The organism is Agrobacterium leguminum, assembly GCF_015704895.1.
Taxonomy (GTDB): Bacteria; Pseudomonadota; Alphaproteobacteria; order Rhizobiales; family Rhizobiaceae; genus Agrobacterium; species Agrobacterium leguminum.
On the sequence record NZ_JADQWB010000007.1, the window covers coordinates 97,992 to 113,708 of the forward strand.

Below are 15,717 nucleotides of genomic sequence, written 5' to 3' on the forward strand. Positions count from 1 at the left end.
TATGAACAAAAGCGTTTCCATTCGCGATCTTTCCCTGTCCTTCGGCGCCGTTACCGTGCTGAAAGACCTCAATCTCGATATTTACGACGGCGAATTCCTCGTGCTGCTCGGCTCTTCCGGTTGCGGAAAGTCGACCCTTCTCAACTGCATTGCCGGCCTTCTGGAGCCGACCGATGGGCAGATCTTCATCAAGGACCGCAATGTCACCTGGGAGGAACCGAAGGATCGCGGCATTGGCATGGTGTTCCAGTCCTATGCGCTTTATCCGCAGATGACGGTGGAGAAGAACCTGTCCTTCGGCCTCCAGGTCGCCAAGGTGCCAAAAGAGGAGATCGACCGCCGCGTCAAAAGGGCGGCCGGCATATTGCAGATCGAGCCGCTGCTGAAACGCAAGCCCGCCGAGCTTTCCGGCGGCCAGCGCCAGCGTGTGGCCATCGGCCGGGCGCTGGTGCGGGATGTGGATGTTTTCCTGTTCGACGAGCCGCTCTCGAACCTTGACGCCAAGTTGCGCTCGGAACTGCGCGTCGAAATCAAGCGGCTGCACCAGTCGCTGAAGAACACCATGATTTATGTGACGCACGACCAGATCGAGGCGCTGACGCTGGCGGACCGCATCGCCATCATGAAAAGCGGTGTCATCCAGCAGCTCGCCGATCCCGTCACCATCTACAACAAGCCGCGAAACCTCTTCGTCGCCGGCTTCATCGGCTCGCCCTCGATGAATTTCCTGCGCGGCGAATTGATCGAAAAGGACGGCAAGGTGGTCTTCACCACCAATGGCGTGACTTTCGCGCTGGACGGTTATCATGCGGAAACGCCGCTCGCCGCCGGCCGCGCCGTGGTTCTGGGTGTCCGCCCCGAACACGTGCGCGTCGATGCCGATATCGTTGGCGGTGAAGTGCATGAGGCGATTGTCGATATCGAGGAGCCGATGGGCGCCGACAATCTGATTTGGCTGAAACATGCCGGGCATACCATGTCCGTGCGCGTCGGTGGGCACAGGCGGTTTTCGCCGGGCACCAAGGTGCGCCTCGGCCTCGACATGACGATGGCCTCGCTGTTCGACTCGCAAAGCGAGGACCGGCTCTAGAACAGCTTCGATTTACCCCCCACACACAATCCCAAGACCCAGATCTCTATGGAGGAGACAATGACAGAACTCGGTTTCCAGCTTTACAGCGCCCGTAATTTCCAGCCTTTTTCCAACATTCTGAAGAAGCTTTCGGCGGCGGGTTATAAACATGTCGAAGGTTATGGCGCGATGTACGCTTCGCTGGATGATGCCGGTTTGAAAGGCCTGCGCGCCGAACTCGACGCCAATGGCCTTGCCATGCCGACCGGCCATTTCGGCCTCGACCTTCTGGAAGGCGATCCGAAAAAGGCGCTGAACATCGCGAAAGTTCTGGGTGTTGAGGCGATCTATTGCCCTTACCTGATGCCTGACCAGCGCCCGACAGATGCCGCAGGCTGGTTTGCTTTCGGCAAGCGCCTGCAGGAAGCCGGAAAGCCCTTCGTGGATGCAGGGCTGACCTTCGGCTGGCATAACCATGATTTCGAGTTCAAGACGCTTGGCGATGGCTCCACACCGCAGGAGCAGATATTTGCCGGTGGGCCGGATTTGAAATGGGAGGCGGATATCGCCTGGATTATCAGAGGTAATGCCGATCCGCTTGCATGGATCGAAAGCTATGGCAAACGCATTACTGCGGTACATGTGAAGGATATCGCACCAGCAGGCGAGAATGCGGATGAGGATGGCTGGGCCGATGTCGGCCACGGTACAGTGGACTGGAAGGGTCTCGTCGCGGCGCTGAAGGCGAAATCCGCCACGAAACATTTTGTGGTTGAGCACGACAATCCCAAGGATATCGACCGGCTGATCACCCGCTCGATCGTATCTTTCAAAACCTACTAAGTTTCAATTTCGGAGTTTGCATCATGGCCAGGGATCTTGGCGTCGGCATCATCGGATGCGGCAATATCTCGTCTGCTTATTTCTCGCTGGCACCGCTCTTCAAGGGCATCAAGGTGCTTGCCTGCGCCGACCTCAACCGCAATGCGGCGGAGCTGAGGGCGGAAGAATTCGGTGTTGTCGCGCAGTCCATCGAGGAGCTGCTCGCCAACAAGGATATCGATGTGGTGGTGAACCTCACCATTCCCGCCGCACATTTTCCGGTGTCGAAAGCCGCCCTTGAGGCGGGCAAGCACGTCTATTCGGAAAAGCCGCTGGTGCTTTCGCTGGAGGAAGGCGAGGAGCTGCGGCGCATTGCCCGCGAGAAGAACCTTTCCGTCGGTTGCGCGCCGGATACCTTCCTCGGCGGCGCACATCAGCTTGCCCGGCAATATATCGATGACGGCAAGGTCGGGCGCATCACCTCCGGCACCTGCCATGTGATGAGCCCCGGCATGGAGATGTGGCACCCCAATCCGGGCTTCTTCTTCCTGAGGGGCGGCGGGCCGATCCTCGATCTTGGTCCCTATTACGTCGCCAATCTCATCAACCTCATCGGTCCGGTGAAGCGTGTCGGCGCACTGACCTCGATGGCAAATCCGACCCGTACGGTGACCAGCCAGCCGCTGAACGGCGAAATCATCCCAGTCGAAACACCGACCAATATCCATGCCCTGCTGGAATTCGTGAACGGCGCGACGATCACGCTTTCGGCAAGCTGGGATGTCTGGTCGCACCGCCACGCCAATATGGAGCTTTACGGCACGGAAGGCTCGATCTACGTGCCGGACCCGAACTTCTTCGGCGGCGTGGTGGAAGCGAGCGGTCGCGACAAGAATATCCAGCCGCTGGAAGATTGGGCGCATCCTTTCGGCATCGCCAATCAGGAAAGCCCCAATGGCCCGCGTGCCAATTATCGCACGGCGGGCCTTGCCGATATGGCAATCGCTATTCTGGAAGGCCGCGATGCCCGTTGCTCGCTGGAGCGCTCCCTGCACGGCATCGATGTGATGACCTCGATCCTGAAGTCCGGTGAAGAGGGCCGTTTCATCGAAATGACGACGACCTGCACCCAGCCGGCGGCACTCGGTATCGAGGAGGCGCAGGCGCTGCTGCGCTGAGCGCACAGCCAAAAAAGGCCCGGCGCACTGCCAGTTCGCCGGGCCTTTTCCGCTCAGCCATGTAGTGGCGAGCGTGCGTGTTCATCAGATTTTCATAGGCCGATAAAAAGACCCAGCCAGCGCGCAACGGTCCTGACCATCCAGATCAGGAACACGAAAGGGGCTATGCCAACGGCCGCGACGAGCGCCGCGGAGGCGACAACGAGCGCCGTGGTGAGATTGCGCCTGAACCGGTGGCGTTTGGTGTCGAGAGCCTTATCCATGGCGAACGGCGGCAACCAGCCCGCGAATGGTGAGCGTGACATAAAGCATGCCTGCCATCGCCATCAGCAGGCCGGTGCCGAGAGAGCTGAGGTTGCTCAGCGAAAACAGAAATGTATCAGCCGCCACCATTGGCAAGACCCTTCAAGAACAGCAGATTTCGCATCGTTCTAGATCGTGCCGGTTTCCCGCATATGTCCCGATTGTTTCATCTTGTTGCTGCCGCAGGGCATTTTCGTGATGGCGCGGCTTTGCGCGATTTCCGCAAGGCCCTTCACAAGCCCGTCGGTTTGGTTTAAAGCCGCTCCCCGTAATCCGGTCGCAGCCCACCCGGTCAAAACAAGGGATCCCAAATTATGAAAACCATCGTCATCTGCTCCGGCGGATTGGACTCCGTTTCGCTTGCGCATAAAATTGCGGCGGAACACGAACTTCTCGCTCTCGTCTCCTTCGACTATGGCCAGCGCCACAAGAAGGAGCTGGATTTCGCGGCCGATTGCGCAAGGCGTCTCGGCGTGCCGCATCATGTCATCGATATCAGAACCATCGGCGCCCATCTCACCGGTTCGGCGCTGACTGACGACGTGGAGGTGCCGGACGGGCACTACGCGGAAGAGACCATGCGCTCCACCGTGGTGCCGAACCGCAATGCCATCATGCTCACCATCGCTTTCGGGCTGGCCGCCGCGCAGCAGGCGGATGCCGTGGCGATTGCCGTGCACGGCGGCGATCACTTCATCTACCCCGATTGCCGGCCGGGCTTCATCGACAGCTTCAATGCCATGCAGGCGCATGCGCTGGAAGGTTATGCCGACGTCAAGCTCTTCGCGCCCTATGTCACCGTTTCCAAGGCGGCGATCGTGACCGATGGTGCGAAATACGGCACGCCCTTTGGCGAAACATGGTCCTGTTACAAGGGCGGCTTGCGCCACTGCGGCCGCTGCGGCACCTGCGTCGAACGGCGCGAGGCCTTTCATCTGGCCGGTGTCACCGATCCGACCGACTATGAGGATCCGGATTTCTGGGTGGCGGCCACCCATGCCTATGCGGCGCAGGAGGTGCGCTGATGTTCCGCATCACCAAGGAATTTCACTTCTCCGCCTCGCACCAGTTGAAAAGCCTGCCGTCGGATCACCAGTGCAATCGCCTCCACGGGCATAATTACATTGTTGAGATCGAGCTTGCGGGCGAAGCGCTGAACGAGCACGGTTTTGTGCGCGACTATCACGAGCTTGCACCGCTGAAACGCTATATCGACGATCATTTCGACCATCGCCACCTGAACGACGTTCTTGGCCATGACCGGGTGACGGCGGAATGTCTGGCGAAGCATTTTTACGACTGGTGCAAGGATCGCCTGCCGGAAACCAGCGCCGTGCGGGTCAGCGAAACCGCCAAGACCTGGGCGGAATACCGGCCATGACGGCGGTTGCACACAAGATTGCAGCCAAGGAGACCACGATCCGCATCAGCGAAATCTTCGGCCCGACCATTCAGGGCGAAGGCCTGCTGATCGGTCTGCCGACCGTTTTCGTGCGTACCGGCGGCTGCGATTACCGCTGCTCCTGGTGCGATACGCTGCATGCCGTTGACAGCGAGTACCGCGATACATGGAAGCCGATGCCGGTCGAGGCGATCTGGCAGGAGGTGCGGCGGCTTTCCGGCGGCGTGCCGCTGACGGTCTCGCTTTCAGGCGGCAATCCGGCCATCCAGCCGCTCGGGGCCTTGATCGCGAAGGGGCAGGGCGAGGGGTATCGCTTCGCGCTGGAAACGCAGGGCAGCATCGCGAAAGACTGGTTTGCCGATCTCGACCACCTGGTGCTGAGCCCCAAGCCGCCATCGAGCGGCATGGAAACGGACTGGCAGGCCTTAGAAGACTGTCTTGCCGCCGCCGGTGACGGACCGAAGGTGGCGCTGAAGATCGTGGTGTTCGACGATGCGGACTATGCCTATGCCAAGGCGGCATCCGCGCGTTTCCCGCATCTGCCGGTCTATCTCCAGCCCGGCAACCACACTCCGCCGCCGCCGGATGACGACGATGCGCGTGTGGATATCGATGGGGTGATGGATCGGATGTTGTGGCTGGTGGAGAAGGTCAGCGAAGATCGCTGGTTTTCCGCCCGGGTGCTGCCGCAGCTTCATGTGCTGTTGTGGGGGAATAAGCGCGGGGTTTGAGGGAGTTATAAGTTCCCTCCGTCATGCCGGACTTGATCCGGCATCCAGCCACGGCGCGTCTGCGCCGTGAAAAGAGTCTTTTTCGATCAAAGACTTGATCGCGCTGGACCCCGGATCAAGTCCGGGGTGACGGAGAGCGACGAGCCCTTTGCAGCAATCCATGCGGCGGCTTGTGCCGCCGCACTTTCGCAAATCAGGCCGAAACGGCCAGCTCGCGCCTTTCGCGGTCGGCGATGATCGACAGATCGAGCACCTTCTGCAGATTTGCCGCATGACGGAAATCCGGATCGGCGGGGCCGCCTTCCATGACGGCCCTGGCGAATTTTTCGTAATTCGTCGGCACCGGGTCGACATCGATGGTCTTCCAGATCGCCTTTTCCACATCCTCGCCGATGCAGGCGCGCAGGCTGGAATAATCCGGCGTGTGGATCACTTCCAATGCGCCCTTGTCGCCATGGATGCGCAGGCGAAGTTCGTTGAGGTGACCCGTCGCCCAGCGGCTGGCATGGATGACGCCCATGGCGCCGTTTTCAAGCTCGGCGGTCATGGTGAAGCTGTCATTGGCATCGAGGTCGTAGACGCCGATTTTATTGCCTTCATATTTGTCGAAGGTCTTCAGCCGCGTGAAGATGCGCTCCACATCGCTGCCCGCACCATAGGAGGCGAAGTCGAGAATGTGGATGCCGACATCGCCCAGCACGCCGTTCGAGCCATGCTTGGTGGAAAGTCGCCACAGCCACTTGCTCTCCGTCATCCAGTCGCCCCAGGCCTTGGAAACGAGCCAGCTCTGGAGATAGGAGGCTTCGAGATGCCGCACCTTGCCGATCTTGCCTGCCAGCACCATCTCGCGCGCCGCCTGCAAGGGTGCGACGTTGCGATAGGTGAGGTTGACCATGGCGACGAGGCCGGCCTTTTCAGCGGCGTCGGCCATTTCGGCGGCCTTGGCGTAGTTTTCCGCCAGCGGCTTTTCGCAGAAGACATGTTTGCCGGCCGCCAGAAGCTTCAGGCTGGTCGGGTGGTGGATCGCGTCCGGCGTGACATTGGCCGCCGCGTCGAATTCACCCCAGGCAATGGCGTCATCCAGCGAGGTGAAGGAGAGCGGGATGTTGTGGCGCAGCGCAAAGGCCCGCACCACCACATCGTCCACATCCACCGCTGCGACGAGTTCGACGCCGGGGATTTCAGAGAAATATGTGGCATGGTTGTTGGCCATGCCGCCGGTTCCGAGAATGAGAAGTCTCATGGCTTGTTACCTGTAACCTGCTTCGCCTGCTTTGTGCAGCTTGGGGCCGCGTTCTTCGATTGGCTCCAGAGCCTTGTCGACGGGAACATTGGGGGCGTCATGAATGCTCTTCAATGCGCCAACGGGATTATAGGCCCATTTCACCGAGTTGCTGATGACCTTCTGCACATTGGCGTCGTGATAGGTGGGATAGGTCTCGTGGCCGGGGCGGAAATAGAAGATATTGCCTGCACCACGGCGCCAGGTAAGACCGGACCGAAAGACTTCGCCGCCCTGGAACCAGGAGATGAAGACGGTTTCCAGCGGCTCCGGCACGGAGAACTGTTCGCCGTACATTTCCTCGTTTTCCAGCTCGAAATGCTCGGGCAGGCCGGCTGCAATCGGGTGGCGCGGATTGATGGTCCACAGGCGTTCACGCTCGCCCGCCTCACGCCATTTAAGCGCGCAAGGCGTGCCCATCAGGCGCTTGAACGGCTTGGAAAAGTGGCCGGAATGCAGGACGATGAGGCCCATGCCTTCCCAAACGCGCTTGGCGACACGCTCGACGATCTCGTCCTGCACCGCGCCATGGTCCTTGTGGCCCCACCAGACCAGCACGTCGGTCTTGTCGAGGCGCTCCTGCGAAAGCCCGTGTTCCGGCTCCTGCAGCGTGGCGGTCGTGGCGTTGATCTCAGGATTCTGGTTCAGCGCGTCGGCAATGGTATTGTGCATGCCGTTCGGATAGATAGAACGCACCGTCTCATTGATGTGTTCGTGGATATTTTCGCCCCATACAACGGTGTTGATGGTCATTGTCATGCTCCTCGGTGAAAGCCGGGACCTTGGGTGAGCCCGGCGAAAGTTGAATGTTCAGGCGGCACCCCGGGCAGGGTTGCGGGCAAGCGCCCGGCCGTCTGCGTCGAAACGATGTATCTGCGCCGCATCCGGCGCAATGGCGATGCGTTCACCGGCCGTGCGGCCGGTCACGCCCTCTTCACGAACGACGACGGGTTCACCCGCGCCGATCTCGACATAGATATAGCTGTCCGATCCCAGCATTTCCGAATGCACGATCTCGCCGCTCCAGCCGCTGCCATCGGTGGCGATGGTGATGTGTTCGGGGCGGATGCCGATGGTTTTCGCCCCTTCGGCCTCCGCATATTTACCGGTGAGGAAGTTCATCTTCGGCGAGCCGATGAAGCCGGCGACGAAGGTGTTGACCGGGCTTTCGTAAAGCTCCAGCGGCGTGCCGATCTGCTCGACACGGCCGTCACGCAGCACACAGATACGGTCGGCGAGTGTCATCGCCTCCACCTGGTCGTGGGTGACGTAGATCATCGTCGTGTCATGCATCGAGCGATGCAGCTTGGCGATTTCGAGACGCGTGGCGACGCGCAATGCCGCATCGAGATTGGAGAGCGGCTCGTCGAAGAGGAAGACCTTGGGATCGCGCACGATGGCGCGGCCGATGGCGACACGCTGGCGCTGGCCGCCGGAAAGCTGCTTCGGCAGACGTTCCAGATAGGGCGTGAGCTGCAGCATCTCGGCGGCGGCTTCGACGCGCTTCCTGCGCTGTTCCTTGTCCGCGCCTGACAGTTTCATGCCGAAGGCCATGTTCTCGAACACGGTCATATGCGGATAAAGCGCATAGGACTGGAAGACCATGGCGACGCCGCGTTTGGCGGGCGGCAGGCGGTTCACCGTCTCGCTGTCGAAGGAAAGCGTGCCACTGGTAATTTCCTCCAGCCCGCAGATGAGGCGCAAAAGCGTGGACTTGCCGCAGCCGGAAGGTCCGACGAAGACCATGAATTCGCCGGAGCGGATGTCCATGTCGATGCCCTTGATGACATCGAAGGCGCCGAAGGATTTGCGAAGATCGCGCAGTTGAATGGTGGTCATTTGTTTTCTCCTAGCCTTTGACGCCGCCGGCGGTGAGGCCGGAGATGATGCGTCGCTGGAAGATCAGAACGAGGACGACGAGGGGTGCGGTAACGATGACGGATGCGGCCATGATCGTTCCCCAGGGAATTTCGAACTGCGAGCCGCCCGACAGAAGCGCGATGGCGACAGGCACCGTGCGCTGCTCGTTCGATGAGGTGAAGGTAAGTGCGAAGAGGAATTCGTTCCACGCCGCGATGAAGGCGAGAAGCCCTGTCGTGACGAGTGCCGGCCACATCAGCGGCATGAACACCTGGGTGATGATGACCCATGGCGTTGCACCATCGACGATAGCCGCTTCCTCAATCTCGATCGGCAGGTCGCGCATGAAGGTTGTCAGCACCCAGACCGTGAAGGGCAGGGTGAAGATCATGTAGGAAAAGATCAGCGCGAGCGGCGTGTTGAAGATGCCCGCCCAGCGGATCAGTTCGAACAGGCCGGCGAGAACGGCGATCTGCGGAAACATCGAAACCGACAGGATGGTAAGCAGCAGCAGCGCGCGGCCACGGAAGCGGACACGGGCCAGGGCATAAGACGCCGTTACCGCAAGGAACAGCGACAATATGACGACGGAAGATGCAACGAACAACGAATTGCCGAGATTGCGCAGGAAAGTGCCGTTGCCGATGACGAAGCTGTAATTGGTCAGCGAGAAGTCACGCGGCCAATAATTGACCTGGAACAGCGCCGAGCCGGATTTCAGGCTCGTCAGGATCGCATAATAGAAAGGGAATACCGAAATCACCATGATGATGGCGACCAGCGCATAAAAAGCGGTGGTTTTCAGGATGCTTGGCAGGGTCATCGCGCGGCTCCATCGGTGTTGACGCGCCCGAGCCACATGTAGATGACGGTGATCGAGGCGATGATGAGGAACAGCATGGTGGAGGCTGCAGCACCGTAGGAGAACTTGTCGAAATCGAACAGGTTCTCGCGCGCCAGCACCGACATGGTGCGGGTCTGGGCGTTGTTGGGCGTCAGGATATAGATGAGGTCGAAGACGCGCATCGCATCCAGCATGCGGAAGATGACGGCGACCATGAGGGCCGGGCGGATCATCGGCAAAGTGACGCGGAAGAATACCTTGACGGGATGAATGCCATCCACCTTTGCCGCCTCATACATGTCCTTCGGCACCATTTGCAGGCCGGCGAGAATGAGCAGCGCCATGAAGGGCGTGGTCTTCCAGATATCGACGATCAGCACGGCGATCATCGCGGTCTCGGGATTGGCAGTCCAGGCGATCTTGCTGGAGATCAGCCCGAGATTGAGGAACAGGTCGTTCAATATGCCGAACTGGTCGTTCAGCATCCACGCCCACATCTGCGCCGAAACGATGGTGGGAATGGCCCAGGGCACGAGGATCGCGGCGCGCACGAGGCCGCGTCCCTTGAATTCGGCATTCAGCACCAGCGCGACGATGAGACCGAGCACGGTTTCGAAGCTGACGGAAAGGATGGTAAATTTGAGGGTGTTGAGAACCGCGCCCCACCATGCGGGATCGGCAAGCAGGCCGCGATAGATGGTGCGGCCGCTGCTGAGCGTGATCCAGGTGAGGTAGTTCTTAAGGCCGACGAACTGCGCCCCGTCGAGATTGGTGAGCGAGGCGTCGGTGAGGCTGAACCACACGGTGCGCACCAGCGGCCAGCCCGCCACCAGCGCCAGCACCAGAAATGTGGGGGCAAGGAACAGCCAGGCAGATTTCAGTCGTTCCGACTGCAGGTCGGAGCCGGTGCCGGATGCCGCGACCGGTCTTTGAAGGGCTATGTCGTTCATGGGGATATCTCGCGGTTGGGGCGCGGGAGGCGATCAGGCGAGACCGCCTCCCGCGCGGGCCGGATTACCAGCCGTTGCCTTTGAGATCGGTCAGTTCAACCTCGAGAAGTTCGAGATTTTCAGCCGCCGTGCCGTTGCCGGAGAGCGTGTTGTGCACGGCGCCCCAGAACTTGGCGGAAACCTCGTTATATTTCACCTTCGCCGAGGCCGAAGGACGGGGAACGGCGGTCTGGAAGATCGGCTTCCATGTCGGCATGAAGGGCTGCGCGGCAGCGACATCCTTGTCGTCGTAGAGGGATGCGATCGTCGGCATGTTGGAGAGCTGGATCGCGCGCATTTTCTGGGTGTCTTTCGACGCCAGGAATTTCACGAGCTGAATGGCAGCTTCCTGATCGTCGGAATATTTCGAAACGGCGAGGTTCCAGCCGCCGAGTGTCGAGGCAGGGGCTTCGCCTTCCGTACCAGCCGGCAGCGGAGTGACGCCGAACTTGCCCTTGATGGCGCTGTCGTCGCCATTACCCAGTGCATATGCATAGGGCCAGTTGCGCATGAAGACGGAATTGCCGGTCTGCCAGACGCCGCGCGCTTCCTCTTCCTTATAAGCGAGCACGCCCTGCGGCGCGATGGTGCCGACCCAGCCCTTGGCGGTTTCGATGGCGGCTGCGGCCTTCTCATTGTTGACGGAGATATCGCCGTTGGTCTCGACAATATGGCCGCCGCCGGCGGAAGCGATCCATTCCAGCGCGTTGCAGGTCAGGCCCTCATAGGCGCTACCCTGGAAAACGAAGCCCCAGAGGTCCTTCTGTCCGCCTTCGCGCTCCTTGTCCTGGATTTCCTTGGCGGTCTCGCTCAGTTCCTTCCAGGTCTTCGGCGGCTGCTTGCCGTATTTTTCCAAAAGGTCCTTGCGATAGAAAAGCGCCGGTGCGTCGGTGAACATCGGCATGGCGACGAGCTTGCCGTCAACCGTCTGTGAGGCGACGATGGAAGGGAAATGATCGCCGATGACATCCTTTGTCGCTGCGGTCAGATCCACGAACTGGTCGGCCAGTTGCGGCGCCCAGATCACGTCCGTCTGGTAGACATCGACATCCTTGTTGCCGGCGGCAAGCCACAGCCGGTACTGGCTGAACTGTTCGCTGGACGATGACGGCATGGTGACGAGATTGACCTTGTGACCGGTCTCTTTCTCGAAGGCGGCGATCCGTTCGCGGAAGAACGCGACGTTCTTGCCGGTCGAATTGGCGGCGATGGAAAGCTCGGCCGCCTCAGCCGAAACGGCGGCGGAAAACGCCGCTCCGCACAGGAACAAAGTCTTCATGGAAATATTCATTGTCAAACTCCTCCGTTGACGCTTCCGATTGTCCTCAAAATTGAAAGCGCTTTTGACTGACGCGAGGCTCTCAAAAGCCGAGCAATCTGTCAATACTCTTTCTAATCCCCCGGAAATCGGCTGTTTTCGCCTGCAATTTTTCGGCGTTTGCCTTTGGGAATGATCAACTGTAAGGTTTCAGGTGGAGGAAAATTGAAATCGTTTTCAATTTTTGTCGGCTTGAAAAATCCGCAGCGGCGACGCATGCAGGGGCAAATTGGCAAAAAATTATGAAGCTCAAGGAATTCGCAGAGAAAGTCGGGCTCTCGCCCACCACCGTCAGCCGGGCGCTGGGCGGCTACCCCGAGGTGCGCGAGGAAACGCGCCAGCGGGTGATGGAGGCTGCGCTGAAATACGGCTACCGGCCGAATGCAAACGCTGTCAGGCTGGCGACGGGCAGGGCAGGCGCCATCGGCGTCGTCATGGGCCGTTCGGGCGGCGGGCACTTCTTTTCCGAATTCATGGGCGGCATGGCGACCCGGCTGGAACGGGAAGAGACCGACATTCTCGTTAGCGTCACCGTCGACAATAATCTCGATGAGGAACTGGCGATTTTCAGCCGGCTGGCGTCGAGCGGCCGGGTGGATGGCATCATCGTGCATTCCCCCCGCCCGGAAGATGAACGCATCGCTCTGCTCAACCGGCTGGGTGTGCCCTTCATCGTGCATGGCCGCTCAAAGACGCCTTTCGAACATGCCTGGCTCGATATCGACAACCACGACGTCACCTATCGTCCGACGATTCATTTTCTGGAGCGCGGACACAGGCGGATCGCCCTTATCAATGGTCCGGTCGGCCGCACCTTCGTGCAGGACCGCGAGCAGGGTTTTCGCGAGGCGCTGGCCACGCACGGCATTACGCCGGATCCGCGTTTCATGATGAATGAGCACTTCAGCGAAGAGACGGCCTTTCGCTTCGCCCGCTCGCTGCTGGAACAGACGCCGCGCCCGACGGCTTTTGTGGCGGGCGCGATGATGACGGCGCAGGGTGTCTATCGCGCCGCGACGCAGATGGGGCTGACGATCGGCAGGGATGTCTCAGTCATCGCCCATGACGACGTGTTTCCTTACCTTACGCCGGAAAGCATGATGCCGCCGCTTTCCACCACCCGCTCGCCCATGCGCATGGCGGGCATGCGGGTGACGGACCTGCTTTTGCAGATCATCGGCGGCCGTCCCGTTCGCGAGGTTCAGGAATTGTGGCCGGTCGAACTGATCTTGCGGGAATCGGTCGGCCCTGCCTGAACTTGTCGGCATAGCTCACTGATTCCACTCCATTTCGTGAACGTCAGTTGATAACGTTCGCCTTTCGTCATCTATACGTCCGCGCCGTCTCATGTATAATCGGGACAGTCACGGGTGTTATGGAACAGGACCCGGGCCGGCGCGTTGAGGGGACGTGTCGAAGGAGGTGGACGGATGTTTGAATTTTTAAAACCGCAACAGCAGACTGTGATCGATGATGTCGAGGCGACCGGCACCTATGCCGATGCGCTGCTCAACGTTCCGAGCCCGGAACTGAACCGTTCGACCGCTCGTGAGCATGGGCACGAGGCCCACTCCCGCGACTATTGCGAAAATCGCGATATTTCCCGCAGCGCGCTCGGTTTCGCCTGAGCCATCGCAAAAACCTTCCTAAAAAACGGAACGGACAGGCCGTGCCCGCGTTTTCCCTGTACGACCCGCAGGGCGGCGCAACCGGACCGAAGGGACCTGACCGGCATTTGACCGATGGGCGAATTGGGTGTTGCGCCGCCTGATTGGCGACAGCGCAAACGCGCTGTCCCACGAGATAAAAACGCAGCTTGTGCCCATCGTGGCTAAGCGTGTTTATCAGGAGGCCGCGATGCCAGCCGTTCCCGTCGAACCCTATCCCGAACCGCCGATGCCCGTGCCGCCGCAGCCGGATATTCCGCCGGTGGAAGAACCGGAACCTGACCGGTTGCCGGACGAGGCGCCGACACCCAACCCCGACGAAAATGATGGGCCGCCGAAGGTGCTCGCGCCTGTCACGCCTCTCCGTTCTCGAATTTCTTGCTGACGAAAGCCGAGCCCTTGAGCCCGAAGCGCCACGGATATTCCGTCGCGCGGCTGATGCCGATTCGTCTGCCGCTGGTGACGGCGGCGGCTTCTTTCGGCAACCGCAGGAAAAACGGCGCTGCGTTCAACGGCGCGCCGTCCATCTCCGCCGTAATCGCCAGCGCCTGACAGAGCCTGCCCGGACCTGAGCAGAGAAGTTTCGGCTTGTCAGTTCCCCGTCGCAGTTTCATCATGTCTATGCCGGTCAGGGGTTCGATGGCGCGCAGAAGCACGGCGGAACCCGGGGCGCAGACAAAGTTGGCGCACCAGTGAATACCATAGGACCGGTAGACATAAAGACGGCCGGCCGGGCCGAACATTGCCCTGTTGCGCGGGGTCTGCCCGTTAAAACTGTGGGATGCCGGGTCGTCCGGATGATAGGCTTCGGTTTCCACGATGATGCCGCCGGTATTGCCGATGCGGAACTCCGCGCCGATGAGGGCGCGGGCCACATCCAGCGCATCGCGCAGGAAGAAACTCTCCTGCATTTCCGGGCCAAAGGCCTGATCCATCTGGAACCCTTCCGCTCTGCCGTCGTTGTGAATTCAGGTTCTAACCGTTTTCCAGCATCGGATTCGTACCGGTGCTTTCCAAGCCGGAGGGCATGTCATGCAACTTTCGACGACCTATGTAAAACGCAATAACGGGTTTATCTCCGTCGAGTTCGTCGGCAACGACGGCGATCAGGTCTCGGTTCGCCTCGCCGACGGTCTTGAGGGGATCGACGATGCCGAGGCCATCAAGCGGGCGAGCGCGGTGATGGTGCAACTGACCGCGTTCGGAACGCGCCATGGTGCGGATGCGCCTTCGCAATTTTCCGTTCTGGGTACGGCGCAGGATGAAGCTCCGCACGGACAGGCGAGCGCCCGCACATCGAAGGATCGCGACATTCTGGAGGAAGAGCTTGAGGAGGGGCTGGAAGACAGTTTTCCGGCGAGTGACCCCGTCTCGGCGACGGTCACGTCCATTGCTTCCCGAAAAGGAGGGCGGTGACATTGGCCGTTCGCAAAGTCGCTCTGGTAACCGGCGCTGGCTCCGGCATTGGGCGCGCCGCCGCCCTTCATCTGTCGGCGCAGGGTTTCTCGCTCGGCCTGTTGGGTCGCACCGAATCGGAATTGAACGATGTCGCCCGGGAAATCGGCGCTGCATCCGGGTCTGCGAAGGTGCTTTTGGCCGATGTGGCTGATGAAACGGCGATGCGTCACGCGGTCGCAGCGCTGGTTGAGGATTTCGGCCGGCTTGATGTCGTGGTGGCCAATGCCGGCGTCAACGGCGTCTGGGCGCCCATCGATGAACTGAAACCGTCCGAATGGGACGATACGATCCGCATCAACCTGCGCGGCACCTATCTCACCGTCCATGCCAGTGTGCCGCATCTGAAAGCGGTCGGCGGCGGGTCCATCGTCATCATTTCATCGATCAATGGCACCCGCACCTTCACGTCGCCCGGTGCTACGGCCTATTCCGTGACGAAGGCCGGGCAATTCGCCATGGCGCAACAACTGGCGCTGGAGCTGGGGCGTCACCGTATTCGCGTCAATGCGGTGTGTCCGGGCGAAATCGAAACGGCAATCGATGAAAATACCGATATACGCGGGCGGGAAAAAACGGAGGTTCCAGTTCGTTTTCCGGCTGGGGATATTCCGGTAACCGGCGGCGTGGCCGGAACCAGCGACGATGTCGCTGCGCTGATCGGTTTCCTGGCGTCGGATGCGTCCCGCCACATTACCGGCACGCCGGTATGGATCGATGGCGGTCAGGGGCTGCTTCGATAATCGCGGCTCGCACTTTCACTGCCACACCATCACGGGCTTGTGTCCTTATGA

The 15,717-nt window shown here is 60.3% G+C and carries 20 protein-coding genes; 11 read left to right on the top strand and 9 right to left on the bottom strand.

Features of this window, described 5'->3' with window-relative positions; all coding sequences use genetic code 11:
• Position 1 precedes the first annotated feature (1 nt).
• The 3 genes from I3J13_RS12725 to I3J13_RS12735 are packed head-to-tail and all read left to right on the top strand — an operon-like array spanning position 2 to position 3,072.
• Positions 2–1,090 carry an ABC transporter ATP-binding protein gene (locus tag I3J13_RS12725; RefSeq protein ID WP_196379022.1) on the top strand — a complete coding sequence of 363 codons (1,089 nt, stop codon included), beginning with the start codon at positions 2–4 and terminating at the stop codon, positions 1,088–1,090.
• 60 nt (positions 1,091–1,150) lie between these two features.
• Complete coding sequence (locus tag I3J13_RS12730) at positions 1,151–1,915, top strand: sugar phosphate isomerase/epimerase family protein (protein WP_020811471.1); 765 nt, start codon at positions 1,151–1,153, stop codon at positions 1,913–1,915.
• 23 nt (positions 1,916–1,938) lie between these two features.
• Complete coding sequence (locus I3J13_RS12735; protein ID WP_196379023.1) at positions 1,939–3,072, top strand: Gfo/Idh/MocA family protein; 1,134 nt, start codon at positions 1,939–1,941, stop codon at positions 3,070–3,072.
• 92 nt (positions 3,073–3,164) lie between these two features.
• Here I3J13_RS12735 and I3J13_RS12740 read toward each other — a convergent pair whose 3' ends face one another.
• Positions 3,165–3,335 carry a hypothetical protein gene (locus I3J13_RS12740; protein WP_183044106.1) on the bottom strand — a complete coding sequence of 57 codons (171 nt, stop codon included), beginning with the start codon at positions 3,333–3,335 and terminating at the stop codon, positions 3,165–3,167.
• Entirely contained in the window at positions 3,328–3,465 is a 138-nt protein-coding gene (locus I3J13_RS12745) for a hypothetical protein (protein WP_196379024.1), read from the bottom strand. Before I3J13_RS12745 ends, I3J13_RS12740 begins: the two co-directional genes overlap by 8 nt.
• A 224-nt stretch (positions 3,466–3,689) precedes the next feature.
• On the opposite strand from I3J13_RS12745, the gene queC reads away from it, so the two are divergent.
• The 3 genes from queC to queE are packed head-to-tail and all read left to right on the top strand — an operon-like array spanning position 3,690 to position 5,508.
• Positions 3,690–4,400 carry a 7-cyano-7-deazaguanine synthase QueC gene (queC, locus tag I3J13_RS12750; protein WP_196379025.1) on the top strand — a complete coding sequence of 237 codons (711 nt, stop codon included), beginning with the start codon at positions 3,690–3,692 and terminating at the stop codon, positions 4,398–4,400.
• Entirely contained in the window at positions 4,400–4,756 is a 357-nt protein-coding gene (queD, locus tag I3J13_RS12755; protein WP_020811477.1) for a 6-carboxytetrahydropterin synthase QueD, read from the top strand. Before queC ends, queD begins: the two co-directional genes overlap by 1 nt.
• A complete protein-coding gene (gene queE, locus I3J13_RS12760) occupies positions 4,753–5,508 on the top strand; it encodes a 7-carboxy-7-deazaguanine synthase QueE (RefSeq protein WP_196379026.1) in 756 nt (251 codons plus the stop codon). The genes queD and queE overlap by 4 nt, the downstream gene beginning before the upstream one ends.
• A 193-nt stretch (positions 5,509–5,701) precedes the next feature.
• Here queE and I3J13_RS12765 read toward each other — a convergent pair whose 3' ends face one another.
• The 6 genes from I3J13_RS12765 to I3J13_RS12790 all read right to left on the bottom strand — a co-directional run bounded on the left by I3J13_RS12765 (position 5,702) and on the right by I3J13_RS12790 (position 11,774).
• Positions 5,702–6,751 (bottom strand): Gfo/Idh/MocA family protein, encoded by a 1,050-nt coding sequence (locus tag I3J13_RS12765; protein ID WP_196379027.1) that lies wholly within the window; start codon positions 6,749–6,751, stop codon positions 5,702–5,704.
• Between the two features lie 6 nt (positions 6,752–6,757).
• On the bottom strand, positions 6,758–7,543 hold the full coding sequence (locus I3J13_RS12770; protein WP_046801358.1) for a ThuA domain-containing protein: 786 nt from the start codon (positions 7,541–7,543) through the stop codon (positions 6,758–6,760).
• A gap of 57 nt (positions 7,544–7,600) precedes the next feature.
• Entirely contained in the window at positions 7,601–8,629 is a 1,029-nt protein-coding gene (locus tag I3J13_RS12775) for an ABC transporter ATP-binding protein (protein WP_196379028.1), read from the bottom strand.
• Between the two features lie 10 nt (positions 8,630–8,639).
• On the bottom strand, positions 8,640–9,473 hold the full coding sequence (locus tag I3J13_RS12780; protein ID WP_003523786.1) for a carbohydrate ABC transporter permease: 834 nt from the start codon (positions 9,471–9,473) through the stop codon (positions 8,640–8,642).
• On the bottom strand, positions 9,470–10,444 hold the full coding sequence (locus I3J13_RS12785; protein WP_059758565.1) for a carbohydrate ABC transporter permease: 975 nt from the start codon (positions 10,442–10,444) through the stop codon (positions 9,470–9,472). Before I3J13_RS12785 ends, I3J13_RS12780 begins: the two co-directional genes overlap by 4 nt.
• Positions 10,445–10,508: 64 nt before the next feature.
• A complete protein-coding gene (locus tag I3J13_RS12790; RefSeq protein WP_196379029.1) occupies positions 10,509–11,774 on the bottom strand; it encodes an ABC transporter substrate-binding protein in 1,266 nt (421 codons plus the stop codon).
• Positions 11,775–12,043: 269 nt separating this feature from the next.
• Here I3J13_RS12790 and I3J13_RS12795 point away from each other — a divergent pair, with 269 nt between their 5' ends.
• The 3 genes from I3J13_RS12795 to I3J13_RS12805 all read left to right on the top strand — a co-directional run bounded on the left by I3J13_RS12795 (position 12,044) and on the right by I3J13_RS12805 (position 13,853).
• Positions 12,044–13,057: a substrate-binding domain-containing protein gene (locus I3J13_RS12795; protein WP_020811486.1), complete on the top strand. Its 1,014-nt coding sequence runs from the start codon at positions 12,044–12,046 to the stop codon at positions 13,055–13,057.
• A 174-nt stretch (positions 13,058–13,231) separates the two neighbouring features.
• Positions 13,232–13,429 (top strand): hypothetical protein, encoded by a 198-nt coding sequence (locus tag I3J13_RS12800; RefSeq protein ID WP_003523793.1) that lies wholly within the window; start codon positions 13,232–13,234, stop codon positions 13,427–13,429.
• A gap of 229 nt (positions 13,430–13,658) precedes the next feature.
• The gene (locus I3J13_RS12805; RefSeq protein WP_196379144.1) at positions 13,659–13,853 is read left to right on the top strand and encodes a hypothetical protein; all 195 of its coding nucleotides are present in this window, start codon (positions 13,659–13,661) and stop codon (positions 13,851–13,853) included.
• Here I3J13_RS12805 and I3J13_RS12810 read toward each other — a convergent pair.
• The gene (locus I3J13_RS12810) at positions 13,822–14,403 is read right to left on the bottom strand and encodes a DNA-3-methyladenine glycosylase (RefSeq protein ID WP_196379030.1); all 582 of its coding nucleotides are present in this window, start codon (positions 14,401–14,403) and stop codon (positions 13,822–13,824) included. The genes I3J13_RS12805 and I3J13_RS12810 overlap by 32 nt on opposite strands.
• Before the next feature lie 97 nt (positions 14,404–14,500).
• Here I3J13_RS12810 and I3J13_RS12815 point away from each other — a divergent pair, with 97 nt between their 5' ends.
• Both I3J13_RS12815 and I3J13_RS12820 read left to right on the top strand, forming a co-directional pair.
• Positions 14,501–14,884: a hypothetical protein gene (locus I3J13_RS12815; RefSeq protein ID WP_196379031.1), complete on the top strand. Its 384-nt coding sequence runs from the start codon at positions 14,501–14,503 to the stop codon at positions 14,882–14,884.
• Positions 14,881–15,666 (top strand): 3-oxoacyl-ACP reductase FabG, encoded by a 786-nt coding sequence (locus tag I3J13_RS12820; RefSeq protein WP_196379032.1) that lies wholly within the window; start codon positions 14,881–14,883, stop codon positions 15,664–15,666. The genes I3J13_RS12815 and I3J13_RS12820 overlap by 4 nt, the downstream gene beginning before the upstream one ends.
• Positions 15,667–15,717: the final 51 nt, after the last annotated feature.